Genomic DNA, 23,251 nt, shown 5'->3' with positions numbered 1-23,251 from the left:
CGTTCGGCACTCGCCGTCGGCGCCATGCCTTCGTGACGGCCCCTCGGTAGAGTCGTCACCATGGTGTGTTCACGAAGTGTGGTCCGGCTGGATCACTGTCGCGCGGGCACCCGGGCATCGGTGGCCGTTCTCAGGGTTTCGCTGTCGGAAGAGGTGTCGTGATTCCTTCCTGGAAGGTTCGCGTTTCGGCGATGGCGATCGCTTCGATGCTGCTGACTGCATGCGGGGGTGGGGACGGGGAGGATTCCGATCACGCGCCGCTGCGCCCACCGCCGAAGGTCGCGGCGCTGGGGCCGTTCGTCGGCGAATGCGGTCACGTCACCGACGACGAGGTGCGTGACATCGGGGGGCTCGGTCGGATATCGCAGGTGTACCGAAATGCTGTCGGCTGCAATTGGCAGTCGGCGGGCGCCAGCTCGCCCAGCGTGACGTTCGCGTCGTATCGCGGCAGCCCCATCGACCGCGAGCGGGCGTGGGTTTCGCTGCAGGGGCGTGGACCGGAGGTAATCGAGGTGGGCGGCAGGCGTGGATTCCAGGCATTGGACCCGAGCGGGCGAGTGTGTGACCTCGCCGTGCAACTGGACGACGATTTCTTCGAGTGGTCGACATTCACCGGGAACTTCTCCGAGGTGAGCGGCAACCCGTGCGACCGGATGCGGAAATTGGCCGACCTGACACTGCAGAGGCTGGGGTGATGGCCGGGTGGCGACGCCGCGTCGCGGGCGTGACCGCGGCGTTGGCCGTGACGGTCGTCGCCGCGGCGGGCTGCGGGCAGACGATCCCCGGCGTGCCCGAGCCCGTCGGGGCCAGCGAGCCTGCGAACACCAATTTCGACAAGTTGCTGCGCGAGTGCGAGGTCGTCGATCCCGACAAGATCGGTGAGATCGTCGGCGACGCCAAGATCGTTCGAGGTTCTTTCCTCGGCGCGGTGTGCATGTGGGACATCGACGACGCGCCCGGCGGAATGGCCATGGTGACGCTGAACTGGTACGAGCTCGGCACGCTGAACAACGAGAAGATCACCAACGACAAGCTGGGGTACCTCTCGGAGAGCGTGACGGTGCAGAGCAGTCGCGGGCTCCTGACCCGGCGGCCCAACGACCCGCACTCGTGCGGTATCAGCGCGAGTGCCGCCGACAGCGGTGTGGTGGGTTGGTGGATCAACTACCGGCCGGGTTCTTCGCATCCCGATCCGTGCGTCGCGGCGAAGCAATTGCTGGAGCTGACCTTGAATCTGGCCAGGTAGAACGGTACCCATCCCGACCCCACTTTGACCCTGCACGAAGGCCGCGAGTATCGTGGATCGCTGTGCCCGACAGCATGCGGGCAAGTTCGTGTGTAGGACGTAGGCCAGCGAAAGCGGCCGACCATCCCGGCATGCCCGGAATAAGGGTTCCGTCCCGCGCGCGACACGCCCGACCTCGGGACGCGAGAAACGTGGTTGGACGTGCGAGTGAATGCTCGATGAACGGCGGTACGAGCGTCGGAACCGGAGGCCGAGGGCCTGCGTGACCGCGTCGGGGCCGACGTGCACGCCCCGCCAATTGAAGACAGACACGAAGTCCAAACACCGCGTTAGACAACAAGGAAAGCCGGTCTATGCCAACCATCAACCAGCTGGTCCGCAAGGGTCGCCGTGACAAGGTCGCCAAGACCAAGACCGCGGCCCTCAAGGGGAGCCCGCAGCGTCGTGGCGTGTGCACCCGCGTGTACACCACGACCCCGAAGAAGCCGAACTCCGCGCTCCGTAAGGTCGCGCGTGTTCGCCTGACCAGCGCGGTCGAGGTCACGGCTTACATCCCCGGCGAAGGCCACAACCTCCAGGAGCACTCGATGGTGCTCGTTCGTGGCGGTCGTGTGAAGGACCTCCCCGGTGTCCGCTACAAGATCATCCGTGGCTCGCTGGACACCCAGGGTGTGAAGAACCGCAAGCAGGCCCGCAGCCGTTACGGCGCCAAGAAGGAGAAGAGCTGATATGCCGCGCAAGGGCCCCGCTCCCAAGCGTCCGTTGATCAACGACCCGGTCTACGGGTCGCCGCTGGTCACTCAGCTGGTCAACAAGATCCTGCTGGACGGCAAGAAGTCGACCGCCGAGCGCATCGTGTACGGCGCGCTCGAGCAGGCGCGCGACAAGACCGGCACCGACCCGGTCGTCACCCTCAAGCGCGCCCTCGACAACGTCAAGCCGTCGCTCGAGGTGAAGCCCCGTCGCGTCGGTGGCGCCACCTACCAGGTTCCGGTCGAGGTTCGTCCCGGCCGTGCCAACACCCTGGCGCTGCGCTGGCTGGTCAACTTCGCCCGCGCGCGTCGCGAGAAGACCATGGTCGAGCGTCTGGCCAACGAACTGCTCGACGCTAGCAACGGCCTTGGCGCTTCGGTGAAGCGTCGCGAGGACACCCACAAGATGGCCGAGTCGAACCGGGCGTTCGCGCACTACCGCTGGTGATTGCCGGCCGGCCCGTCGCTCTGTGTCGGCGCCGGGAGGCTCACGGCATGTGAGGTCAGGCCTGGAGGCGGCAGCCAGTCGCCACCGCGAAGGGCCCCGATCATGCCAAGTCGATCACAGTCGGGAGGCGGCACTTCGGTGCCCCTTCCGGCGTTGACATAGTGATGACCCGACAGGGTCTGGAACCCGAAGATCCCAACTAGCTACGAGCGGGGAAGATTTCCGTGGCACAGGACGTGCTCACCGACCTGAACAAGGTCCGAAACATCGGCATCATGGCCCACATCGATGCCGGTAAGACCACCACTACCGAACGCATCCTCTTCTACACCGGTATCACCTACAAGATCGGTGAGGTCCACGACGGCGCGGCCACGATGGACTGGATGGAGCAGGAGCAGGAGCGTGGTATCACCATCACCTCCGCGGCTACCACGTGCTTCTGGAACGAAAACCAGATCAACATCATCGACACCCCCGGGCACGTCGACTTCACCGTCGAGGTGGAGCGTTCGCTGCGCGTGCTCGACGGCGCCGTTGCGGTGTTCGACGGCAAGGAAGGCGTCGAGCCGCAGTCCGAGCAGGTGTGGCGTCAGGCCGACAAGTACGACGTGCCGCGGATCTGCTTCGTGAACAAGATGGACAAGCTCGGTGCGGACTTCTACTTCACCGTGCGGACCATCAAGGAGCGCCTCGGCGCCAAGCCCCTGGTCATCCAGCTGCCGATCGGCGCGGAGGACACCTTCGAGGGCATCGTCGACCTGGTCGAGTACAACGCCAAGGTGTGGCGTGGTGAGACCAAGCTCGGCGAGCAGTACGAGGTCACCGAGATCCCGGACGACCTGAAGGAGAAGGCCGAGCAGTACCGCCAGGAGCTGCTCGAGACCGTCGCCGAGTCGGACGAGGCGCTGCTGGAGAAGTTCTTCGGCGGCGAGGAGCTCACGATCGAGGAGATCAAGGGCGCCATCCGCAAGCTGACGGTGAACTCCGAGCTCTACCCGGTGCTCTGTGGTTCCGCGTTCAAGAACAAGGGCGTGCAGCCCATGCTCGACGCGGTCATCGACTACCTGCCCTCGCCGCTGGACGTGGAGGCCACCACCGGCCACGTGCCCGGCAAGGAAGAGGAGCTGCTGACCCGCAAGCCGAGCGCCGACGAGCCGTTCGCGGCGCTGGCGTTCAAGATCGCGGTGCACCCGTTCTTCGGCAAGCTGACCTACGTCCGCGTGTACTCCGGCAAGGTCGACTCCGGCGCCCAGGTCATCAACTCGACCAAGGGCAAGAAGGAGCGTCTGGGCAAGCTGTTCCAGATGCACTCCAACAAGGAGAACCCGGTCGGTGCGGCCTCCGCGGGTCACATCTACGCGGTCATCGGCCTCAAGGACACCACCACCGGTGACACCCTGTGCGATCCGCAGAACCAGATCGTGCTGGAGTCCATGACCTTCCCGGACCCGGTCATCGAGGTCTCCATCGAGCCGAAGACCAAGTCCGACCAGGAGAAGCTGGGCACCGCGATCCAGCGTCTCTCGGAAGAGGACCCGACCTTCTCGGTCAAGCTGGACCAGGAGACCGGCCAGACCGTCATCGGCGGCATGGGCGAGCTCCACCTCGACATCCTCGTGGACCGCATGAAGCGCGAGTTCAAGGTCGAGGCGAACGTCGGCAAGCCGCAGGTGGCCTACCGCGAGACCATCACCAAGAAGGTCGAGAAGCTCGAGTTCACCCACAAGAAGCAGACCGGTGGTTCCGGTCAGTTCGCGAAGGTGATCATCGGCCTCGAGCCGTTCGTCGGCGAGGACGGCGCGCACTACGAGTTCGAGAACAAGGTCACCGGTGGTCGCGTGCCGAGGGAATACATCCCTTCGGTCGACGCCGGTGCGCAGGACGCCATGCAGTACGGTGTGCTCGCTGGCTACCCGCTGGTCAACCTGAAGGTCACCCTGCTCGACGGTGCCTACCACGACGTCGACTCGTCGGAAATGGCATTCAAGATCGCCGGCGCGCAGGCACTGAAGGAAGCGGCCCGTAAGGCCGGTCCGGTGATCCTCGAGCCGATGATGGCTGTCGAGGTCACCACGCCCGAGGATTACATGGGCGATGTGATCGGCGACCTGAACTCCCGCCGTGGCCAGATCCAGGCCATGGAGGAACGCAGTGGTGCCCGTGTCGTCAAGGCGCTGGTTCCGCTCTCGGAGATGTTCGGTTACATCGGTGACCTGCGGTCGAAGACCCAGGGCCGGGCGAACTACTCCATGGTGTTCGATTCGTACGCGGAGGTTCCGGCCAACGTGTCGAAGGAGATCATCGCCAAGGCGACCGGCGAATAACCGCTTGGGGCCGAGTGGCACACTTGGCCCCGAGTGCCGGGCGTTTCAGTTACAACCCGATCCCCGCGTCCGCGGGGATGACCCACGCACTGCTGCAACTGCACGCAACAACAAGTCCAGGAGGGCACCAAAGTGGCGAAGGCGAAGTTCGAGCGGACGAAGCCGCACGTCAACATCGGCACCATCGGTCACGTCGACCACGGCAAGACCACGCTGACTGCAGCGATCACCAAGGTGCTGGCTGACAAGTACCCGAATCTGAACGAGAGCTTCGCGTTCGATCAGATCGACAAGGCGCCTGAGGAGAAGGCTCGTGGTATCACGATCAACATCTCCCACGTCGAGTACCAGACCGAGAAGCGCCACTACGCGCACGTCGACGCTCCGGGCCACGCCGACTACATCAAGAACATGATCACCGGTGCGGCTCAGATGGACGGCGCCATCCTCGTGGTCGCCGCCACCGACGGCCCGATGCCGCAGACCCGCGAGCACGTGCTGCTCGCCCGTCAGGTCGGCGTGCCCTACATCCTGGTCGCGCTGAACAAGTCGGACATGGTCGACGACGAGGAGATCCTCGAGCTCGTCGAGATGGAGGTCCGCGAGCTGCTGGCCGCCCAGGAGTTCGACGAGGACGCGCCGGTCGTGCGTGTCTCCGGCCTGAAGGCGCTCGAGGGCGACCCGAAGTGGACCCAGTCCGTGCTGGACCTGATGGACGCCGTCGACGAGTCGATCCCGGACCCGGTCCGTGAGACCGACAAGCCGTTCCTGATGCCGGTCGAGGACGTGTTCACGATCACCGGTCGTGGCACCGTCGTCACCGGTCGCGTCGAGCGTGGCGTGATCAACGTGAACGAGGAAGTCGAGATCGTCGGCATCAAGCCGGAGAAGACCAAGACCACGGTCACCGGTATCGAGATGTTCCGCAAGCTGCTCGACCAGGGCCAGGCGGGCGACAACGTCGGTCTGCTGGTTCGTGGTATCAAGCGCGAAGATGTCGAGCGTGGCCAGGTCATCGTGAAGCCGGGCACCACCACCCCGCACACCGATTTCGAGGGCCAGGCGTACATCCTGTCGAAGGACGAGGGTGGCCGCCACACCCCGTTCTTCAACAACTACCGCCCGCAGTTCTACTTCCGCACCACCGACGTGACCGGCGTCGTGACCCTCCCCGAGGGCACCGAGATGGTCATGCCGGGCGACAACACCGAGATGAGCGTCAAGCTCATCCAGCCGGTCGCCATGGAAGAGGGCCTGCGCTTCGCGATCCGCGAGGGTGGCCGCACCGTCGGCGCCGGCCGCGTCACCAAGATCATCAAGTGATTCCCTGAATCACCGATCTCCCAACGGCGCCGCTCCGCAAGGAGCGGCGCCGTTCGGCGTTTCGGGGTAATTCACCTGGGCGCGGTGACATCCGAGGTAGTGTGGATGTCATGAGCGCCGCCTATGACGTGGTTCCCTTCAGCGATCTGCTACACAAGCCCGCGGTCACCGCCGGGCTGCTGGACCAGGTCCGTGCGCTCCGCCTCCGGCGCAGGGATGCCGACGATCTGGCCCTGATGCGCGTATCGCAACTGGACGCCGAGGGTACGGTCGTCGATTTCACCGCACGTCTGCTGGCGGGATTGACCAGGCGTCTGGGGGCCGACGCAATGCGCGAGGTGCTACCCGACGCGGTGCCGTGGGTGACCTTCCTGCCCGCGGAGGACGTCGACCAGTTCCTCGTCGAACTGGGGGCGATCGCGCAGGGTGCGGCCGCGCTCGAAAACCTCGCACCCTTGGCGACCTTGCTCGCCCAGTGGCGGCACACCGCCGAGGTCTACGCCGATCCGGCCCTGCTGGCGTTGGTCAGCGGTGAGCCGGAGGGCGATTTTGGTCCGGTCGAGCCGCCAGGGCCCGGCGAGCCGGATCTGTGAGCCCTAAGCGCGGCGACCGCGGCCGAGTCTGCCGGGTATGCTTGGCCGGTGTCCAGGATTACGTTCGACCCGAATCAGTGCGGTGGACGGCCCTGCATCCGCGGCATGCGAATCAGGGTGAAGGACGTGCTCGAGCTCTTGGCTGCCGGTGAGACCGAGGAGTCCATCCTTGCCGACTATCCATACCTCGAGCTAGAAGATATTCGCGCCTGTCTGGCGTTCGCTGCCGCCGAGATCGATCATCCGATCTTGCGGACCGCCTCTTGAAGTTCCTTGTAGATGCGCAGCTTCCGCCCGCATTGGCGCGCGCGATGGCGAGCGAGGGGCATGACGCCGTCCATGTCTGTGATCTGGACATGGCCTCTGCTTCGGACCCAGAAGTATGGAACGAGGGATTGCGTCGTGGCGCGGCTATCGTCACGAAGGACGAGGACTTCATCCTCCTCGGCCGTATCAAGGGCGAGCTCGATGCGCCGACGATCGTCTGGATCAGGATTGGAAACTGTTCGCGGAAAGCGCTTATCGAAGCGGTTGTTCCGATTCTTCCCACGATGGTCCAGATGATCGAAGCAGGTGAGAAGGTCATCGAAGTTCGCTGATCGCCTGCCTGTGGGGGTAATTGGGTGGACGGTGGGGTGGTGGGGCGGTAGACAAGGGGCATGGTTACTTCTGGTCCGCGAGCGCGGGGGTAGGTCGGCGGCGTGTCTTGGGCGCCGGGCGGCGCCGCGCGACACGATGCTCGTGCCGTCTCCGGAGCGCACCAACTAGGCGAGCGTCGAATTTCGACGAAACTAGTTGATGGACTGGGAGATTCCCATGACGCGTGGGATGCAGACCGATCTCGGCCGGGTACGCAATATCGGCATCATGGCCCATATCGATGCGGGCAAGACGACGACCACAGAGCGAATCCTGTTCTACACCGGCGTGACTCACAAGATCGGTGAGGTGCACGACGGCAACGCGACGATGGACCGCATGGTGCAGGAGCAGGAGCACGGCATCACGATCGCCGCGGCGGCGACGACCTGCTTCTGGAAACAGCACCAGATCACCATCATCGACACGCCGGGCCACGTCGACTTCACCGTCGAGGTGGAGCGTTCGCTGCGCGTGCTCGACGGCGCCGTCGCGGTGTTCGACGCCAAAGAGGGTGTCGAGCCGCAGTCCGAGCAGGTGTGGCGTCAGGCCGACAAGTACGGCGTGCCGCGGATCTGCTTCGTGAACAAGATGGACAAGCTCGGTGCGGACTTCTACTTCACCGTGCGAACCATCGCGGAGCGCCTCGGCGCGCAGCCGCTCGTCGTGCAGCTGCCGATCGGCGTGGCGGAAACCTTTACCGGTGTCATCGACCTGGTCGAGCGGAAAGCGCTGGTGTGGCAACGCGATACGGATCTCGGCGCGCGCTACACCGTCGCCGACATCCCGGCCGAGCTGCGCGAGCGAGCCGAGCGCGAGCGCGAGAAACTGCTGGAGACCCTCGCCGACACCGACGAGGAACTGCTCGCGCAGTATGTCGCCGGTGCACCGACGATCGCGCAGATCAAGGCCGCCATCCGGCGGTCCACGGTCGCCTCGAAGCTCTACCCGGTGCTGTGCGGTTCGGCGTTCCGGAACAAGGGCGTGCAGCCGATGCTCGACGCGATCGTCGACTATCTGCCCTCGCCCCTGGACGGCGGCGGCATCGACGGTCACCTGCCCGGCGACGAGGATGCCGTAGTGCATCGCGAAGCCCGGGTCGACGCGCCGTTCGCGGCGCTGGCGTTCAAGGTCGCGGCGCACCCGTACTTCGGCAAGCTCATCTACTTGCGGGTGTACTCCGGTCGCGCCGAAACCGGCACCGCCGTGGTCAATTCGACGAAGGGAGGAAAGGAGCGGCTGGGCAAGCTCTTTCAGATGCACTCGAACATCGAGCGCCCGATCGTGGCGGCATCGGCCGGTCAGATCTGTGCGGTGATCGGGCTGAAGGACACCGCGACCGGCGATACCCTTTGCGACCCGCTCGACCAGATCGTGCTGGAGTCGATGACGTTCCCCGATCCCGTGCTCCAGGTCTCGATCGAGCCGCGCACCAGGTCCGATCAGGAGAAGCTGAGCACGGCGATCCAGCGCCTGGCGGAGGAGGATCCGACGTTCTCGGTGCGAGTCGAGGCGGAGACCGGGCAGACCGTCATCAGCGGCATGGGCGAGCTGCACCTGGAGATCCTGCTCGACCGGATGCGGCGCGAGTTCGGGGTCGCGGCGAATATCGGCGTGCCGCAGGTGGCCTACCGCGAGACCGTCACCGCCGCAGTGGACCGGTTCGAGCACACCCACCGCAAACAGGTGGGTGGGCGCGGCCAGTTCGCGAAGGTGGTGCTGGCGGTGGAGCCGTTCGCGGCCGACGACGGCGCGAGCTACGAATTCGAGAGCCGGGTGACCGGCGGGCGGGTGCCGAAGGAGTATCTGCCCGCAGTGGATGCCGGGGCGCAGGACGCGCTGCGCAGCGGCGTGCTCGCCGGGTATCCGGTGCTCGGCGTGCGTGTGGTGCTGCTCGATGGTGCCGCGCACGTGCAGGATTCGTCCGAGGTGGCGTTCCGTACTGCCGCCGCGCAGGCGGTTCGGGCGGCGCTGGTTCGTGCCAGGCCCGCGCTGCTCGAGCCGGTCATGGCGGTTGAGGTCGTCACCCCGGAGGAGTACCTCGGCGAGGTCATCGGTGATCTGAACGCGCGACGCGGGCGGGTCCAGGCCGTGGCGGAGCGCGGCGGCGCCCGTGTGGTGCGGGCGCTGGTTCCGCTGACGGAGATGTTCGGCTACATCGGTGACCTGCGATCGAGGACGCAGGGCCGGGCGAATTACGCCATGGTCCTGGATTCCTACGCCGAGGTGCCCGCGGCGCTCGCGAACGGGATCATCGCCGGGCAGATCGGCCGGTGACCGGCGAACGGCGTCGTTCCGTAGAGGACGGCGCCGTTCGCGTGCGATCCCGGGACGACCTGTCGCGGTCGTCCTGAATCGCGCCGAGTCGAGAACTCGCGCACCGGATTCGCGCTGTCTTGCCGACGCGGAGGCGGATGTTCGCGCTTCTGTCGGAGCGTGCCTATACGGTCGACATGTCGAGTCGTCGCCGCCAACGGAGGGAATCATGAGCAGGTCCGCACACACCGATCTCGATATCGTCGAGGGTGCGCTGGAGCACGGAATGCCCTATCTCGCCCTGGGTTCCGGTCGGCCGCTGGTGTTCCTGCGCTGGTTCACCCCCGATCACGCCAACCCGACGGGGTGGATGCGCGAGTCCGAGATCAAGACCCTCACGCCGCTGGCCAGGCACTTCCGGGTGTACGCGGTGAACAGAGCGCCCGGCATGGCCGCGGGCATCACGATGGCCGATATCGCGACCCAGCACGCCGAGGCACTGCGCGCCGAATTCGGCACGCCCGTGGACGTTCTCGGCATTTCCTCCGGTGGATCGCTGGGGCTGCAACTGGCCGCCGACCATCCCGGTGTCGTCCGGAAGCTGGTCATCGGAGCCTCGGGCTTTCGTCTGGAGGAGAAGGCGCGCGCCGCGCAGCTGAACTACGCCGAGGCAGCCGCCGATGGCCGCAGAGCGCTGCACTACATGATTCCCGCGCCCACCACGGTCACCGGCCGCCTCACCAAAGGCGTGATGTGGCTCCTCGATCCGCTCGCGCGCCCGAAGAACCCGTCCGACACCCTCGCCTTCGTGCGCGCCGAGGACGCCTTCGACCTCTCGGCCCGCCTCGGCGAAATCACCGCCCCCACACTCGTCGTCGGCGGCGAACACGACGAGTTCTACTCCACGGCAACCTTCCGCCGCACCGCCGACGGCATCCCCGACTCCCGCCTGATCATCTACCCCGGCGCCTCCCACATGGGCTCCGTCAAACACCCCCGCTTCGCCCCCGACCTCATCGAATTCCTCTCGGAGCCGGACGAATAACCCCCGCCTAGCCGAGCTGGGTCATGCCGGCGGCGACGACCTGGGCGACGTTGAAGACTTCGTCGGCGGTGGGGAGGGGGATGCCGTCGAGGGCGTGGAGGCGGTCGGTGCTGGCGATGGCGAACATGGCCGAGACCCAGGCGGCGGCGCAGGCGCGGAGGGTGCCGGGGCGGACGGGGGCGGGCGCGCTGGCTTGGAGTACGCGGGCGGTCACGTCGAGGAGTTGGTCACGCAGGTGGCGGAGTTGGCGGCGCACGTCGGGATGGGTGTCGGCCTCGCGCCACATGATCACCCGCAGCACCGAGGAGTGGTGGTCGCGCAGGTTCAGCGCGGCATCGAGATTGATCAGGCTGGTGGCGGGATCGCCAGGGGCGACCACGGCGCCGATATCATCGATCGGGTGTGTGGGCACGCGTTCGGCCATGAGCGCGGAGAGGATCGAGTCCTTGGTGGGGAAGTAGTAGAAGACGAGCCCTTTCGGCACGTCGGCCGCCGCGGCGATGGCCGCCGTCGCGGTGGCGTCGAATCCTTGTGCCGCGAAGAGGCTTTCGGCGGCGTCCAGGATGAGTTGCCGGGCGTCGCCGTCGATCTTGGCGCTGCGGCGGCGCCCGGTCCGGGTGGTGGCGGCCGGTCGCCGAGCTGAGCGGCGACCGGGTGTTGGCATCTGCATCAGCGGTGCGTCCTCATAGCCGTCCGGCCGTGGGCCGGATCGCGGTACCGGATTCGCACGTCATGCCTCAGTGGTGCGGGGCCATTCCTCCGGTGGTCCGTTGCATGCGTCCCGTTACCGCGGGCAGCGCCGCGATCGCGACGACCACGGTGACCACGCCGACGACCCATGCGGTCCAGGATGCACCGCGGAACTCGGTGAAGTCCATCGCCCATGGCGAGATGAACAGCAGCGCACCGAACAGCGCCATCGCGTAGTCGGCCATCGCCATGGCGGGCCGGGCCATCTGGGCCAGGCCGGTGAGAGCGATCAGGACGCCGAGGACGATGAGCGTCCACATGGCCCTGTCGTTCGTGTCCACCCAGATGGGGGACAGCGCGGTGAAGACGCCGAGTATGACGGCGAGCAGGTCTTGCGCGCGACTCTCGGTGAACATGGTGTGCCTCCTCGGCTCGAAATATGTCCTGACCTCGGTATAGTCCTGATTGACCGCCCGATCAATACCGTTATGGAAACGATTGCGCGGCGATCGTCGACCCGCCTGGAAGTGACCGCCGACACAGGAAAACTTGACCAAGCAGACGCTAGGGTGAGGGTCGTGTCAACGGAGGAAGGGGTTGTCGCATGACTGCGCCGATCGTGATCGTGGGGGCCGGACTCGCCGGGCTGCGCACCGCGGAGGAACTGCGCCGCGCCGGCTACACCGGCGAGTTGGTGCTGATCGGCGACGAGTCGCGGCTGCCCTACGATCGCCCACCGCTGTCGAAGCAATTCGTCCGCGGCGAGACCGACGACACCACGCTGCGCCCGGCGGAATTCTTCGACGAGAAGCAGATCGATCTGCGGCTGTCCACCACGGCCACCGCGCTGGACACCGCGGCGCGCCGCGTCACCCTGGCCGACGGCGACACCCTCGGCTACGACCACCTCGTCATCGCGACCGGCCTGCGCCCGCGCCGCCTGCCCGGCCTGCCCGAGCTGCAGGGCGTGCACGTGCTGCGCGGGCACGCGGACGCCGTCGCGCTGCGCGACGAATTGCGCGGCGCGGCAAGGGCGCTCGTGGTCGGCGCGGGCTTCATCGGCTGCGAGCTTGCGGCCAGTTTCCGCGCGAGCGGCGTCGAGGTGGCGCTCATCGAACCCCAGCCGACGCCGCTGGCCTCGGTGCTCGGCGAGCAGGTCGGGGCGCTGGTCGCCCGCATGCACCGCGCCGAGGGCGTCGACCTGCGCTGCGGTACCGGACTCGACACCTTCCTCGCCGACGAGGCGGGCCGGGTACGCGGCGCCGTGCTCTCCGACGGCAGCGAGGTGCGCGCCGACCTGGCGGTGATCGGCGTCGGGTCGCGCCCGGTGACCGAATGGCTGACCGACTCCGGAATCGCGCTCGCCGAACCCGCCGCGGGCGGCGGCGTGCTCGCCGACGAAGTGGGCCGGACCTCCGCAGACGGGGTGTGGGCGGTCGGCGACGTCGCCGCGTGGCGGCACGAGACCGGTGCGCGCAAGCGGGTCGAACACTGGACCAACGCGGGCGAACAGGCCAAGTTGCTGGCCTGCGCCCTCCTGGGCGCGGAGCCCCCGACCGCGGCGCGGGTCCCGTACTTCTGGAGCGACCAGTACGACGTGAAGATCCAGGCCCTCGGCACCCCGGGCGCCGCCGACGAGGTCACCGTGGTCGCCGACGACGGCCGCAAGTTCCTCGCCTACTACGCCAAGGACGGCGTCCTCACCGGTGTCGTCGGCGCGGGGATGACGGCCCAGGTCATGAAGGCGCGCGCGAAGATCGCCGCCGCCGCGCCGGTCGCCGACCTGCTCGCTTCCACCTGAGCCGGTCCGGCGCCGTTCGGGCCGGGAGGTACGCCTGTAATACGGTGGTCGATGTGATCGTCGCGCTCATCGACTCGGGGCTGGGTTTGCTGCCCACGGCCGCTTGGCTGCGCAAGCTGCGGCCGGACGTGGATCTGCTGCTGCAACTCGATCCGGACGGTGCTCCGTGGGGCCCCAAACCCGAGCGGTGGACCGTCGACCGGGTGGTCGGCGCGGCCCGCACGTCCATCGAGTCGGGCGCCGAGGTGATCGTGCTGCCCTGCAACACGGCCAGCGTCACCGCGCTCGAACAGGTGCGTGAGGACGTCGGGCTCGGCGTGCCGGTGATCGGCACCGTGCCCGCCATCAAGCCGGCGGCCGCGGCCTGCCGCTCGGTCGCGGTGTGGGCGACGGCGGCGACGACCGCGAGCAAGTACCAGGCCGATCTCATCGCGGCGTTCGGTGGCGACGCGAAGGTGGTGGGCGTGGCCTGCCACGGCCTAGCCGACGCGATCGACCGCGGCGATCTGGTCGCGGCCCGCGATTCCATCGCACGCGCCGCCGAGCAGACGCCCGACGACGTCGAAGGCGTGGTGCTCGGCTGCACGCACTATCCGCTGGTCATCGATGCCATCGTGGCCGCGCTGCCGGTCGGAGTTCGCCTGTTCGACAGCGCGCAAGCCGTTGCCGCGCAGACCATTCGGCGGATGGACGCGCTCGGGAGGCCGACCACCGGCAACGGTGTGGTTCGCGTACTGAACAGCGGACGGCCCGGCGCCCTGCCCGCCAGCGCCGCGGCCTTCGAGTCGGGACGCATTCTCGGCGCGCAGGTCTGATCGTCGACGGCGAATCCTCGGCCGATTTCCGGTCGGAAGTTGCTCGTGTTGAATGGGCGTGCCCGTAACGATGCCGGGCCGCGCCGAGGATGGGAGCTGTCGATGATCGCAACAGTGCCGACCGCGGCGGATGTCCGGCGGGCCCTCGCCGAGGTCGCCGACAGCGCCGACGCGAGGCATCTGCAGCGATTCTTCAAGACCGGACCCGGGGAGTACGGCGAGGGCGATGTGTTCGTCGGTGTGCGCGTCCCGATGACCCGCGCGATCGCCAAACGCTTCGCCGCACTCGAGCTCGACGAGATCGATCGGCTGCTCGACAGTCCGGTGCACGAAGAGCGGCTCGCGGGTCTGGTGATCCTGAACGCCCGCTTCGCCAAGGCGGCCAAGCCGCGCACGCTCGACGTGGCGGCGCAGGAGGAGATGGTGCGGCGGTACCTGGACGCCGTGCGCCGCGGCCGGGTGAACAACTGGGACCTGGTCGACGTCTCCGCAGAGAACGTCCTCGGACCGTGGTTGCTCGACCGGCCGCGGGTTCTGCTCTTCGAACTGGCCGCGGCGGACTCGCTGTGGGAGCGCCGCGTCGCCCTGCTGACCACCTTCGCGTTCATCAAGGCGGGCGACGCGAGCACGACGTTCCAGCTCTGCGCACAACTCCTGACCGACCGCCGCGACCTCATCCAGAAGGCGGTCGGCTGGATGCTGCGCGAGGTCGGCAAGCGCGTCGACCGCGGCCTGCTGACCGGCTTCCTGGACGAGCACGCAGCAGCGATGGGCCGCACCGCGCTCAGCTACGCCACCGAACACCTCGACGCCGCCGAGCGCAGCGCCTACCGTTCGGCGCGCTGAGCGCCGAACGGACCTGCGTGCCGAGCGTCGCTCAGAACTGGATGCGCAGCCGATCGGTGACCGGCCGGGCCTGGCAGCCCAGGATGTACCCGTTCTCGATGTCCTCCGGATCGAGGATCTCGGAGTTCTCCATCTCGACCTTGCCCTCGAGCACCGTGCAGGCGCAGGAGCCGCACTCGCCTTCCTGGCAGGAGTAGGGCACGTCGAGTCCCTTGGCGAGCATGATGTCGACCAGCGTCTGCTTGCGCGGCCAGCTCAGCTCGTGGACCTCGCCGTCGAGTTCCACCTCGACGGTCGCCGCGTCGGCGGCCTCCTCGTCGCTCACCTCGACCGGCGCCTGGTCGGCGAACGGGTCGCCGGCAAGGGAATTGAACACCTCGGCGTGCGTGCGCGACCGCGGGACGCCGAGCCGGCCGAGCGCGTCGTGCACCCGGTCCATGAACGGCTTCGGGCCGCACATGAAGGCCTCGTAGCCGGTGTAGGGCGCGACGAGGGTGGCCAGCGTGTCGGCGGTCGGCAGGCCGAGCAGCGGTTCCAGCCAGTGGATCACGACGAGCCGCTGCTGGTGCTTGTCCACGAGTTCGCGCAGTTCGTTCGCGAAGATCACGGTCTCCGCGTCGCGGTTGGCGTAGACGAGCACGATCTTGCCGGTGCCGCGGGCCAGCGCGGACTTCAGGATGGACATCACCGGTGTGATGCCGCTGCCCGCGCCGAACAGCAGCAGATCCTCGTCGAGGTTCTTCAGGGTGAAGACGCCGGAGGGCGGCAGCACCTCGATCTGGTCGCCCGCTTTCACGTTGTCGCACACCCAGTTCGAGCCGTAGCCGCCCTCGGTGCGCTTCACGGTGACCTTGGGCTGGTCGTCGGTGTGCGGCGAGCTGGCCAGCGAGTAGCAGCGGGCCACCGAGCCGGTGCGGTCGCTGGGGATGCGCAGCGTGAGGAACTGGCCCGGCTTGTACTCGAACTTCTCGCGCAGCTCGTCGGGGACGTCGAAGACCAGCGAGTTGGTGTCGGCCGTCTCGGCGATGACCGCGGCAACGCGCAGCACGACCGAGCGTGAGCCGTGGGGAACTTCGACGGTTGTCATGACGTCCTCTCGAATCCGGCATCGTCGGCGACCGCGGGAACAACGGCCGGCGACAAAACTAGAACGTGTTTCAGTTTCATCGTACGTCGCGGTCCGGCTGGTGGACAAGCTGGGCCTCCAGACCGGCGATCAGCACCTCCATGCCGAAGTCGTAGGCGTACTTGCCGCGCAGGTCCGAGATGTACCTGGTGGCCCGCTCCACCGACTCGGGCAGCGCGACCTCCGACAGTGGGGACCGGTCGCGTGGGTTCACCCGGCTGCGGCCGAACAGGTAGGTGTGGATCGTCGCGTAGGCGGCGAGCACATTGCGGTCGGAGAATCCGGCCTCGAACAGGATCTCCATGATGGCCGCGATCAGGTCGAGCTGTTTGCCCAGCATCTGCTCGATGAGCACGTCGCCGAGCCCGGGGTGCTTGCGCAGTTTCTCATCGATCTGATCGATGAGCTCGCGCAGGCGCTGCTGCCACGGCCCGGATTCCGGCGGTGGCTTGCGCACTCCGGTCAGCGCGGCGCTGGCGACGAGGTCGAGCAGCTCGCGCTTGTCGGCCACGTAGTAGTACGGCGCCATGGGGGAGACCCCGAGTTCGCGGGAAAGTCGCCGCATGGACAGCTTTTCCACGCCATCCGCGCGAACCACCCGCAGCGCGGCCTCCACGATCTCGGACTCCGACAGAGTGTTTCCGCCCCCATTCGCCTGCATTCGTCCGACTCCCATGCCACCTCTACTGCCGCGGGCATGTGCCGCCCGTCACGTTCTGTTCAGCTGCGCTACACCCGAAGTCTAGAGCGCCGCGGTTTTGGCCGGTGGCGGTGCGGGCGGTGGTCGCGTACCGCGCAGGTGCGGCGTGAGGGAGCGGCGACTGCCGGTGGCGGCCGAAGTATGGGTCTCGACGATTGGAACGTGTTTCACTTTTGCGGCGCTTGTCGCTAAGGTGTGACAGGGACTACACGGGTAGGCCCGGTCCGTCGTCACACTCGGAGGTTCTCATGCCGCACAAGTTCATCGCACCGAGCGACACCGACGCCGCGGAGCTCGTCGAGGAGACCCTCATCGAAGAGGTGTCCATCGACGGCATGTGCGGCGTCTACTGACGGGCGGGAGCGCGGCATGCTCGATCTCGATACCCGATGGCAGCTGCATCCGAGGGTGGCGCTGCGTCCCGAGCCCTTCGGTGCGCTGCTCTACCACTTCGGCACGCGCAAGCTCTCGTTCCTGAAGAGTCCACGCATCGTCGAGATCGTGCGATCACTGCCGGAACACGCGTCGGCGCGCTCGGCCCTGCACGCCGCCGGTGTCGCCGACGAGGGCGCCGCGCCGTACGTGCGGGCGCTCGCGCAATTGGCCGAAGGTGACATGATCATCGGCGCGCCGGATCTCGTATCCGGCGCCGCGGGTGCCAAGCCCGCGCCGGCGCAGCCCGTCCGACCTGATGCGGGGGTGGTCCCGCGGTCGGACGGCGCTGCGTCCGTCGACACCGCGACCACGGCCGCCGTGGCCGAACCCGGTGCGCGGCAGGCCGATCGCGCGGTGCGATTGATCGACCGATTCGAAACCGGGCTCGCCGCGCCGATCTGTCTCACCTGGGAACTCACCTACGCCTGCAATCTGTCCTGCGTGCACTGTCTTTCGTCCTCGGGACGCCGCGATCCGCGCGAACTGAGCACCGAGCAGTGCAAGGCGCTGATCGACGAGTTCGAGCGCATGCAGGTGTTCTACGTGAACATCGGCGGCGGCGAACCCACTGTGCGCCCGGACTTCTGGGAGCTGGTCGACTACGCGACCGCGCACCACGTGGGAGTCAAGTTCTCCACCAACGGGGTTCGCATCACCCCGGAGGTCGCGGCCCGGTTGGCGGCGAGCGACTACGTGGACGTGCAGATCTCGCTGGACGGCGCGGACGCGGCGGTCAACGACGCGGTGCGCGGGCCCGGCTCCTACGACATGGCGATCCGGGCGCTGGAGAACCTGGCGGCCGCCGGTTTCCGCGACGCGAAGCTTTCGGTGGTGGCGACCCGGCACAACATCGCGCAGCTCGACGAGTTCCGCGCCATCGCCGAAAGGTACGGCGCGACACTGCGACTCACCCGGCTGCGGCCCTCCGGCCGCGGTGCGGACGTGTGGGACGAGCTGCACCCCACCCCGGACCAGCAGCGGGTGCTCTACGACTGGCTGCTGCGCAACGGCGAGGGCGTGCTGACCGGCGACTCGTTCTTCCACCTCTCGGCCTTCGGGCAGGCACTGCCCGGCCTGAACATGTGCGGTGCGGGTCGCGTGGTCTGCCTGGTCGATCCGGTGGGCGACGTGTACGCCTGCCCGTTCGCCATCCACGACCGCTTCCTGGCCGGAAACGTGGTGTCCGACGGCGGTTTCCGTAACGTCTGGCAGACCTCCGAGCTGTTCTCCGAGCTGCGCACACCCAGCGGCGGCGGCGCCTGCTCGGGGTGCGCGCACTACGACGCCTGCCGTGGCGGCTGCATGGCGGCGAAGTTCTTCACCGGGCTGCCCGCCGACGGGCCGGACCCGGAGTGCGTGCAGGGCTACGGCGAGGCCGCGCTGGCCGACACCGGACGGACCATTCCGCGCTCTTCGGTGGACCACTCGCGCCGGGCGACGCCGCGGCGGGCCGCGGCGCGAAAGCCGGGGCCGATCCCGCTCACCCTGTCCGCGCGGCCCGCGCGGGCCTGCGACGAGAGTCCGTTGACATGATCACCCGCCGGTTGCCAGCCGTGCGCTGCCAGCCGGCGGACGCAGGCTTTCGAGGAGTGCCCTCGAGGAATAGCCGTCGCGTTGCCAGAGGGCGCGATCGAGTTGCTGGCAACTTCACCGCAACACACCGCGGGATGAGTTGGGTACGGTCATGGGCCGATTCGCGCGGAATTCCTTCCTTTTTTGCGGACCGATGATGCCCGCGCGCGAATCTCCGCCTAGCATGCCAGGAATGCGCCATGATCGCCTGCCCGACGGCTTCGGGATACGGATCGATCCACGGGTACGCGCATACTCCGGGGGACGCATCCTGATCGGGGGCTCACCCGCCAGGTTGCTACGACTTGCCCCGGAGGCCGCCGAGATGATCGGCGACGGGTACCTCGAGGTCACCGGACCCAAGTCCGCGGTTGTTGCCAGACGGCTGCTCGACTCCGGAGTGGCCAATCCGCGGCCGCGGCTGCTGCCTTCGCCCGACGCCGTGACCGTCATCGTGCCGCTGCACAACAACGCCGACGGCCTCGCCCGGCTGCTCGCCGCGTTGCGCGGGCACAACGTGATCGTCGTGGACGACGGCTCCGACCAACCGGTGCGGATCCCCGAATCCCGGGGCACTCGCTGCCGCGTCACCGTGCTGCGCCACGACGACCGGCAGGGCCCCGCGGCGGCCCGCAATGCCGGCCTGCGGGCGGCGACAAGCGAATTCGTCGCGTTCCTGGATTCCGATGTGGTGCCGCGCAGCGGCTGGCTCGAGGTCATGCTCGGGCACTTCAGCGATCCCGAGGTCGCGCTCGTCGCGCCGCGCATCGTGGCGCTGGATCCGGAGTCCAACGCGCTGGCCCGCTACGAGCACACTCGCTCCTCGCTCGACCTGGGCAGGAGAGAGGCGGCCGTGCAATCGCGCGGCCTGGTCTCGTATGTGCCGAGCGCCGCGCTGCTGGTGCGGCGGCAGGCGTTGCTCGCCGAGGGCGGCTTCGACGAGTCCATGCGGGTCGCCGAGGACGTCGACCTGTGCTGGCGGCTGGAACAGGCGGGCTGGCGGCTGCGCTACGAGCCCGCCGCGCACGTGGCGCACGATCACCGCGTCTCGTTCGCGTCCTGGTTCGGGCGAAAGATGTTCTATGGCACCGGCGCCGCACCGCTCGGTGAGCGGCACGGCGAGGGCATGGTCTCGCCGCTGTCGGTGCCGCCGTGGACGGTGGTTGCCGCGGTGCTGTTCGCGACGATGTCGAAGTGGGGCCTGCTCGGTGGCATCATCACCCTCGCAACGGCGCTGGCCCGGCTGCGGCGGGTGTTCACCGCACTGGACAACCCGACGCGCATCGCGGCCATCTACCTTTCCCGCGGGTTCTTCTCCGGGCTGTGGCGGTTGGCGTCGGCGATGTGCAGGCACTACTGGCCGGTGACGCTGCTCGCGATGGTGGCCTCGCGGCGCATCCGGCGGATCGCGGTGACCATGGCGGTGGCCGACGGCCTCGCCGACTGGTTCACGCACCGCGACGCGGGCGGGCTCGACCCGTTTCGCTACCTGGCCTACAAGCGTCTCGACGATATCGCCTACGGCACCGGGCTCTGGCTCGGCGCTTTCCGGGCGCGCAGCGTCGAGGCGCTCAAACCCACGGCGCCGCCGCGGTGAAATCCACCGCGCCACCGCGCTGATCGTTGTTTGCCGGGCCGACGGCCCGCCCGTCGGATGAGCTGGTTCCTATGGTCGACACCCTGATCGTCGGTGGCGGCACCGCGGGCTGCGTGCTCGCAGCCAGGCTGAGCGAACGGCCGGACCACACCGTGCGCCTGCTGGAGGCGGGCCAGGTGTGGTCCGCCGCCGCCGAGATGCCCGCGGCGCTGCGCGATGCCACGCGGCTGCCGATCGGGCCGGAAGCGCGGTGGCTGTGGCGGTATCCCGCGACCCTCGCGGCGAGCTCGGACGAGCACCCTGCGGTCGAGGGGAACCTGGTGCGCGGAAAGGGGATCGGCGGCTCCAGCACGGTCAACGGCAGCTATTTCGTGCGCGCGCCCGCCGCCGACTTCGCGGCGTGGAGTGCCGCGCTCGGCGGCACGGCGGACTGGTCCTTCGAGGCCGTGCTGCCCGCCTACCGCAGGCTGGAGGACGATCGCGACTACGGTGACGGGCCCGGCCACGGCCGCGGCGGCCCGATCCCGGTGCGCCGCACGGCCGATCCGACGCCGGTGAGCCGCGCGTTCGCCGCGGCCGCGCGCGCCGCGGATTTCGCCGAGGTGCCCGATCTCAACGCGCCGCAGGGAGCTGGCCCCGCCGAGGGTGTGGGGCCGGTGCCGTGCAATGTCGACGGTGGTGCGCGCGTCGGCACGGCCTCGGCCTATCTGCTGCCCGCGCTGGGGCGGCCCAACCTGACCGTGCAAGGCGGAGTCCTGGTATCGCGCATCCGTTTCCGCGGTACGCGCGCGATCGGTATCGACTACCGGCGCGGCGAGACGAGCGGCACGATCTCGGCCGATCGGATCGTGCTGTGCGCGGGCGCGGTGGAGTCGGCGGCGCTGCTGCTGCGCTCCGGGGTCGGGCCGCCGGACGAGCTGGCGGCACTCGGCATACCGGTCGTGTGGCCCGCGCCCGTCGGCGCCCGGTTCGACGACCACCCCGAGATCGGCCTCGAATACCTGCTCGACATCCCGACGCCCGCCGCGGTGCCGCTGGAGTACGTGCTCAGCCTCGATGACATCGAAATCCGGCCGTACACAGTGCCGTTCGCCTGGGACCGGCATCGCCTCGGCGTCGCGCTGATGCGTCCCGAGTCCGCGGGCGTGCTACAGCTGCGCGGCGCCGATCCGCTCACGCCGCCGCGGATCGAGCACCGCTATCTGGCGGGCGCCGCCGATCGCGGGCGCCTGCGGGATGCTGTCGCGCTGGCGATCGAGGTGCTGCATCGAATACCGGGGGCGTATCCGTGCCACCCGCCGCCGGCGTCCGGTCACGATGCCTGGCTGCGCGCGAATCTCGCGACCTCTCAGCATCTCTCGGGCACCTGCCGGATGGGCGCCGCGGAGGACGAGCGGGCGGTGGTCGACGCGCGGTGCGCGGTGCACGGAGTGAGCGGACTGTCCGTGGTGGATCTGTCCGTAGTTCCGGTGCCGCTGAGCAGGGGGCCGCAGGCCACGACGGTGATGCTCGCCGAACGCGCTGCGGGCTGGCTCACATCGTGAAGTGAAAGACGGATGGGTCACAAAATGAGGAGGTCCGCCATGGATGTGACCTGGCGGACAAACGAGAACATCCGCCCTTCCCCCTGAATACGCGCCGGTACAGTTTGTGGCGGAAAGAAAGGCAAATGGTCAGCAATCTTGCAGGTGGGCGGTCCCCACGGCACGGCGTCGAACCTGGCACGCAACTCGGCGCACTCGAAGCCTATGCCGCACAAGCACATGGATATCTTAGCGCGGGTGGTGAACAGCTCTCGCAGCTAGCTGGTTTACTGCGTCCACTCGTGCTGGAATCCTGGCTGCGCAGCCTGCGAACCGGTGTCGATCCCATGGACGTGCTGAGCGAGCGCGGCCTGCGCGGCGCGGATTTGCAACGTTATCGGGACGCTCATCCCATGGCGGGCCTGATGCCGTTGATCGATAAATTACTTGTCGAGGACGCGGCACGCACGGGCCTGATCGTCGCGATCGCCGATCAATTCGGGCGGGTTCTTTCGGTGCACGGCAAACCCGAACAGGTCACGGCCGCAGCCGAGATCGGCTTGCGCGCGGGCGACGATTTGAGTGAGCGCCGGGTCGGCACCAATGCGGTCGGCCTGGTGGTCCGCACCGGCCGCGCCGCCTGGATTCATGGACCCGAGCACTTCTTGCACCGCATGCATCAGATCACCGGAGCCGCTGCGCCCGTGCACGATCCGGACGGCAGGCTGGTCGGCGTCCTGGTGATAGCCGGTGGCGTTCGGGTGGCGAAGCCGGAGATCCTCGCGCTGGTGAAGGCGACGGCCACGGCCGCGGAAATGGATCTGGTGCTCAGTGCGATGCGCTCGAGCCAGCGTGGCGGGCGGGGACGAGATCGGCAGGAGCCCATGGCGACCGCCGAATCGCGCGGGCTCGGCCTCGACGTGCTCGGTCTCGGGCAGCCGCAGCTGACCATCGCGGGCGATCGAGTCCCGTTGTCGCAGCGGCACGCCGAGATACTGCTGCTGTTGGCCGAGCATGCGGAGGGACTCGGCGCGGACCATCTCGCGCTGCTGCTCGACGACACCGATCTGGACAACGGCACCATCCGCGCCGCCATGTCCCGGCTGCGGTCGGTGGTCGGTCCGACCGTGTTCGGTTCGCGCCCATACAAGCTGCGCGTCCATGTCGCAACCGATGTCGAGGCATTGCGGGCGGCGCTCGACTCCGGTGATGTCGATTCTGCATTACGGCTCTATGCCGGTCCGGTGCTGCCGCGTTCCACCGCGCCGGGAATTATCGATATTCGTGACGAACTGCGCGTCCGGTTGCGCACCGCCGTGCTCGGTTCCCATGATGCCGCGGTGTTGCGGCGGTGGACCGCCGGTGCGGAAGGTCGCGACGACGCCGCGGCGTGGGCCGCGTACCGGGCGGCAGTAGATCGCGATTCTCCGCTATATGCGCAGATCGAGGCCAAGATTCGGGTGCTCGATCGGCGCCTCGGCGCCGATGCAACGCGGATGCAACGTTTCGGCTCATAG

General features: G+C 68.1%; 23 protein-coding genes and 1 pseudogene. 20 read left to right on the top strand and 4 right to left on the bottom strand.

All coding sequences use genetic code 11. The annotated features are described in order from the left end of the window. The first annotated feature begins 191 nt into the window (after positions 1-191). The 11 genes from NL1_RS12420 to NL1_RS12375 all read left to right on the top strand — a co-directional run bounded on the left by NL1_RS12420 (position 192) and on the right by NL1_RS12375 (position 10,629). A complete protein-coding gene (locus NL1_RS12420; protein WP_067838246.1) occupies positions 192-695 on the top strand; it encodes a DUF3558 domain-containing protein in 504 nt (167 codons plus the stop codon). Continuing rightward, entirely contained in the window at positions 695-1,246 is a 552-nt protein-coding gene (locus tag NL1_RS12415; RefSeq protein ID WP_067838243.1) for a DUF3558 domain-containing protein, read from the top strand. Before NL1_RS12420 ends, NL1_RS12415 begins: the two co-directional genes overlap by 1 nt. Before the next feature lie 353 nt (positions 1,247-1,599). Further along, positions 1,600-1,974, top strand: a complete 375-nt coding sequence (gene rpsL, locus NL1_RS12410; RefSeq protein ID WP_014353064.1) for a 30S ribosomal protein S12 — start codon at positions 1,600-1,602, stop codon at positions 1,972-1,974. 1 nt (position 1,975) lies between these two features. Next, positions 1,976-2,446, top strand: a complete 471-nt coding sequence (gene rpsG / locus NL1_RS12405; RefSeq protein WP_067838240.1) for a 30S ribosomal protein S7 — start codon at positions 1,976-1,978, stop codon at positions 2,444-2,446. Positions 2,447-2,670: 224 nt separating this feature from the next. Continuing rightward, the gene (fusA, locus tag NL1_RS12400; RefSeq protein ID WP_067838237.1) at positions 2,671-4,773 is read left to right on the top strand and encodes an elongation factor G; all 2,103 of its coding nucleotides are present in this window, start codon (positions 2,671-2,673) and stop codon (positions 4,771-4,773) included. A gap of 132 nt (positions 4,774-4,905) precedes the next feature. After that, positions 4,906-6,096 carry an elongation factor Tu gene (gene tuf, locus NL1_RS12395; RefSeq protein WP_067838234.1) on the top strand — a complete coding sequence of 397 codons (1,191 nt, stop codon included), beginning with the start codon at positions 4,906-4,908 and terminating at the stop codon, positions 6,094-6,096. Between the two features lie 110 nt (positions 6,097-6,206). Further along, positions 6,207-6,689: a hypothetical protein gene (locus tag NL1_RS12390; RefSeq protein ID WP_067838232.1), complete on the top strand. Its 483-nt coding sequence runs from the start codon at positions 6,207-6,209 to the stop codon at positions 6,687-6,689. A 48-nt stretch (positions 6,690-6,737) separates the two neighbouring features. Next, positions 6,738-6,956, top strand: coding sequence for a DUF433 domain-containing protein (locus tag NL1_RS36430; protein ID WP_084482886.1), 219 nt, complete (start codon positions 6,738-6,740; stop codon positions 6,954-6,956). Then, positions 6,953-7,288, top strand: coding sequence for a DUF5615 family PIN-like protein (locus tag NL1_RS12385; protein WP_067838229.1), 336 nt, complete (start codon positions 6,953-6,955; stop codon positions 7,286-7,288). Before NL1_RS36430 ends, NL1_RS12385 begins: the two co-directional genes overlap by 4 nt. 217 nt (positions 7,289-7,505) lie before the next feature. Beyond that, a complete protein-coding gene (gene fusA, locus NL1_RS12380) occupies positions 7,506-9,605 on the top strand; it encodes an elongation factor G (RefSeq protein WP_067838403.1) in 2,100 nt (699 codons plus the stop codon). Between the two features lie 208 nt (positions 9,606-9,813). Beyond that, complete coding sequence (locus NL1_RS12375; protein ID WP_067838226.1) at positions 9,814-10,629, top strand: alpha/beta fold hydrolase; 816 nt, start codon at positions 9,814-9,816, stop codon at positions 10,627-10,629. A gap of 7 nt (positions 10,630-10,636) precedes the next feature. Here the strand turns inward: NL1_RS12375 and NL1_RS12370 are convergent, their stop codons facing one another. Then, positions 10,637-11,293 carry a TetR/AcrR family transcriptional regulator gene (locus NL1_RS12370; RefSeq protein WP_067838402.1) on the bottom strand — a complete coding sequence of 219 codons (657 nt, stop codon included), beginning with the start codon at positions 11,291-11,293 and terminating at the stop codon, positions 10,637-10,639. A 73-nt stretch (positions 11,294-11,366) separates the two neighbouring features. Next, a complete protein-coding gene (locus NL1_RS12365) occupies positions 11,367-11,735 on the bottom strand; it encodes an SPW repeat domain-containing protein (protein ID WP_067838223.1) in 369 nt (122 codons plus the stop codon). A gap of 188 nt (positions 11,736-11,923) precedes the next feature. On the opposite strand from NL1_RS12365, the gene NL1_RS12360 reads away from it, so the two are divergent. The 3 genes from NL1_RS12360 to NL1_RS12350 all read left to right on the top strand — a co-directional run bounded on the left by NL1_RS12360 (position 11,924) and on the right by NL1_RS12350 (position 14,781). After that, positions 11,924-13,120: an NAD(P)/FAD-dependent oxidoreductase gene (locus NL1_RS12360; protein WP_067838220.1), complete on the top strand. Its 1,197-nt coding sequence runs from the start codon at positions 11,924-11,926 to the stop codon at positions 13,118-13,120. 53 nt (positions 13,121-13,173) lie between these two features. Next, positions 13,174-13,935 carry a glutamate racemase gene (locus NL1_RS12355; protein ID WP_067838401.1) on the top strand — a complete coding sequence of 254 codons (762 nt, stop codon included), beginning with the start codon at positions 13,174-13,176 and terminating at the stop codon, positions 13,933-13,935. A 102-nt stretch (positions 13,936-14,037) separates the two neighbouring features. Beyond that, a complete protein-coding gene (locus NL1_RS12350) occupies positions 14,038-14,781 on the top strand; it encodes a DNA alkylation repair protein (RefSeq protein ID WP_067838217.1) in 744 nt (247 codons plus the stop codon). Between the two features lie 31 nt (positions 14,782-14,812). Here the strand turns inward: NL1_RS12350 and NL1_RS12345 are convergent, their stop codons facing one another. Together NL1_RS12345 and mftR2 are read right to left on the bottom strand one after the other, a co-directional pair. Beyond that, entirely contained in the window at positions 14,813-15,868 is a 1,056-nt protein-coding gene (locus NL1_RS12345; RefSeq protein WP_067838215.1) for a ferredoxin--NADP reductase, read from the bottom strand. Positions 15,869-15,944: 76 nt separating this feature from the next. After that, positions 15,945-16,583 (bottom strand): mycofactocin system transcriptional regulator MftR2, encoded by a 639-nt coding sequence (gene mftR2 / locus NL1_RS12340; protein WP_245673202.1) that lies wholly within the window; start codon positions 16,581-16,583, stop codon positions 15,945-15,947. Between the two features lie 272 nt (positions 16,584-16,855). On the opposite strand from mftR2, the gene mftA reads away from it, so the two are divergent. The 6 genes and pseudogenes from mftA (at position 16,856) to NL1_RS12315 (ending at position 23,251) form a co-directional block, all read left to right on the top strand. Next, on the top strand, positions 16,856-16,960 hold the full coding sequence (gene mftA, locus NL1_RS12335) for a mycofactocin precursor MftA (RefSeq protein ID WP_067838212.1): 105 nt from the start codon (positions 16,856-16,858) through the stop codon (positions 16,958-16,960). A gap of 16 nt (positions 16,961-16,976) precedes the next feature. Next, positions 16,977-17,216: pseudogene (gene mftB / locus NL1_RS39400) on the top strand (mycofactocin biosynthesis chaperone MftB); the annotation flags it as partial. Positions 17,217-17,360: 144 nt separating this feature from the next. After that, on the top strand, positions 17,361-18,575 hold the full coding sequence (gene mftC, locus NL1_RS12330) for a mycofactocin radical SAM maturase (protein WP_067838397.1): 1,215 nt from the start codon (positions 17,361-17,363) through the stop codon (positions 18,573-18,575). 232 nt (positions 18,576-18,807) lie between these two features. After that, entirely contained in the window at positions 18,808-20,211 is a 1,404-nt protein-coding gene (gene mftF / locus NL1_RS12325; RefSeq protein ID WP_067838384.1) for a mycofactocin biosynthesis glycosyltransferase MftF, read from the top strand. Positions 20,212-20,282: 71 nt separating this feature from the next. Next, positions 20,283-21,755 (top strand): mycofactocin dehydrogenase MftG, encoded by a 1,473-nt coding sequence (gene mftG, locus NL1_RS12320; protein WP_067838209.1) that lies wholly within the window; start codon positions 20,283-20,285, stop codon positions 21,753-21,755. 125 nt (positions 21,756-21,880) lie between these two features. Next, a complete protein-coding gene (locus tag NL1_RS12315) occupies positions 21,881-23,251 on the top strand; it encodes a GAF domain-containing protein (RefSeq protein WP_067838206.1) in 1,371 nt (456 codons plus the stop codon).

This window comes from Nocardia lijiangensis NBRC 108240 (assembly GCF_001613045.1).
GTDB classification, from domain to species: domain Bacteria; phylum Actinomycetota; class Actinomycetes; order Mycobacteriales; family Mycobacteriaceae; genus Nocardia; species Nocardia lijiangensis.
This window is presented reverse-complemented; position numbering and strand designations above follow the sequence as displayed.

Excerpts from the sequence above, each read along its gene's own strand:
- NL1_RS12420 (WP_067838246.1), top strand. The coding sequence starts at position 192 with ATGGCGATCGCTTCGATGCTGCTGACTGCATGCGGGGGTGGGGACGGG.
- mftG (WP_067838209.1), top strand. The coding sequence starts at position 20,283 with ATGGTCGACACCCTGATCGTCGGTGGCGGCACCGCGGGCTGCGTGCTC.
- mftA (WP_067838212.1), top strand. The coding sequence starts at position 16,856 with ATGCCGCACAAGTTCATCGCACCGAGCGACACCGACGCCGCGGAGCTC.
- NL1_RS12365 (WP_067838223.1), bottom strand. The coding sequence starts at position 11,735 with ATGTTCACCGAGAGTCGCGCGCAAGACCTGCTCGCCGTCATACTCGGC.
- NL1_RS12315 (WP_067838206.1), top strand. The coding sequence starts at position 21,881 with ATGGTCAGCAATCTTGCAGGTGGGCGGTCCCCACGGCACGGCGTCGAA.
- fusA (WP_067838403.1), top strand. The coding sequence starts at position 7,506 with ATGACGCGTGGGATGCAGACCGATCTCGGCCGGGTACGCAATATCGGC.
- rpsL (WP_014353064.1), top strand. The coding sequence starts at position 1,600 with ATGCCAACCATCAACCAGCTGGTCCGCAAGGGTCGCCGTGACAAGGTC.
- NL1_RS12350 (WP_067838217.1), top strand. The coding sequence starts at position 14,038 with ATGATCGCAACAGTGCCGACCGCGGCGGATGTCCGGCGGGCCCTCGCC.
- mftF (WP_067838384.1), top strand. The coding sequence starts at position 18,808 with ATGCGCCATGATCGCCTGCCCGACGGCTTCGGGATACGGATCGATCCA.
- NL1_RS12375 (WP_067838226.1), top strand. The coding sequence starts at position 9,814 with ATGAGCAGGTCCGCACACACCGATCTCGATATCGTCGAGGGTGCGCTG.
- NL1_RS12415 (WP_067838243.1), top strand. The coding sequence starts at position 695 with ATGGCCGGGTGGCGACGCCGCGTCGCGGGCGTGACCGCGGCGTTGGCC.
- mftR2 (WP_245673202.1), bottom strand. The coding sequence starts at position 16,583 with ATGGGAGTCGGACGAATGCAGGCGAATGGGGGCGGAAACACTCTGTCG.
- NL1_RS12370 (WP_067838402.1), bottom strand. The coding sequence starts at position 11,293 with ATGCCAACACCCGGTCGCCGCTCAGCTCGGCGACCGGCCGCCACCACC.
- rpsG (WP_067838240.1), top strand. The coding sequence starts at position 1,976 with ATGCCGCGCAAGGGCCCCGCTCCCAAGCGTCCGTTGATCAACGACCCG.
- NL1_RS12345 (WP_067838215.1), bottom strand. The coding sequence starts at position 15,868 with ATGACAACCGTCGAAGTTCCCCACGGCTCACGCTCGGTCGTGCTGCGC.
- NL1_RS12360 (WP_067838220.1), top strand. The coding sequence starts at position 11,924 with ATGACTGCGCCGATCGTGATCGTGGGGGCCGGACTCGCCGGGCTGCGC.
- NL1_RS12390 (WP_067838232.1), top strand. The coding sequence starts at position 6,207 with ATGAGCGCCGCCTATGACGTGGTTCCCTTCAGCGATCTGCTACACAAG.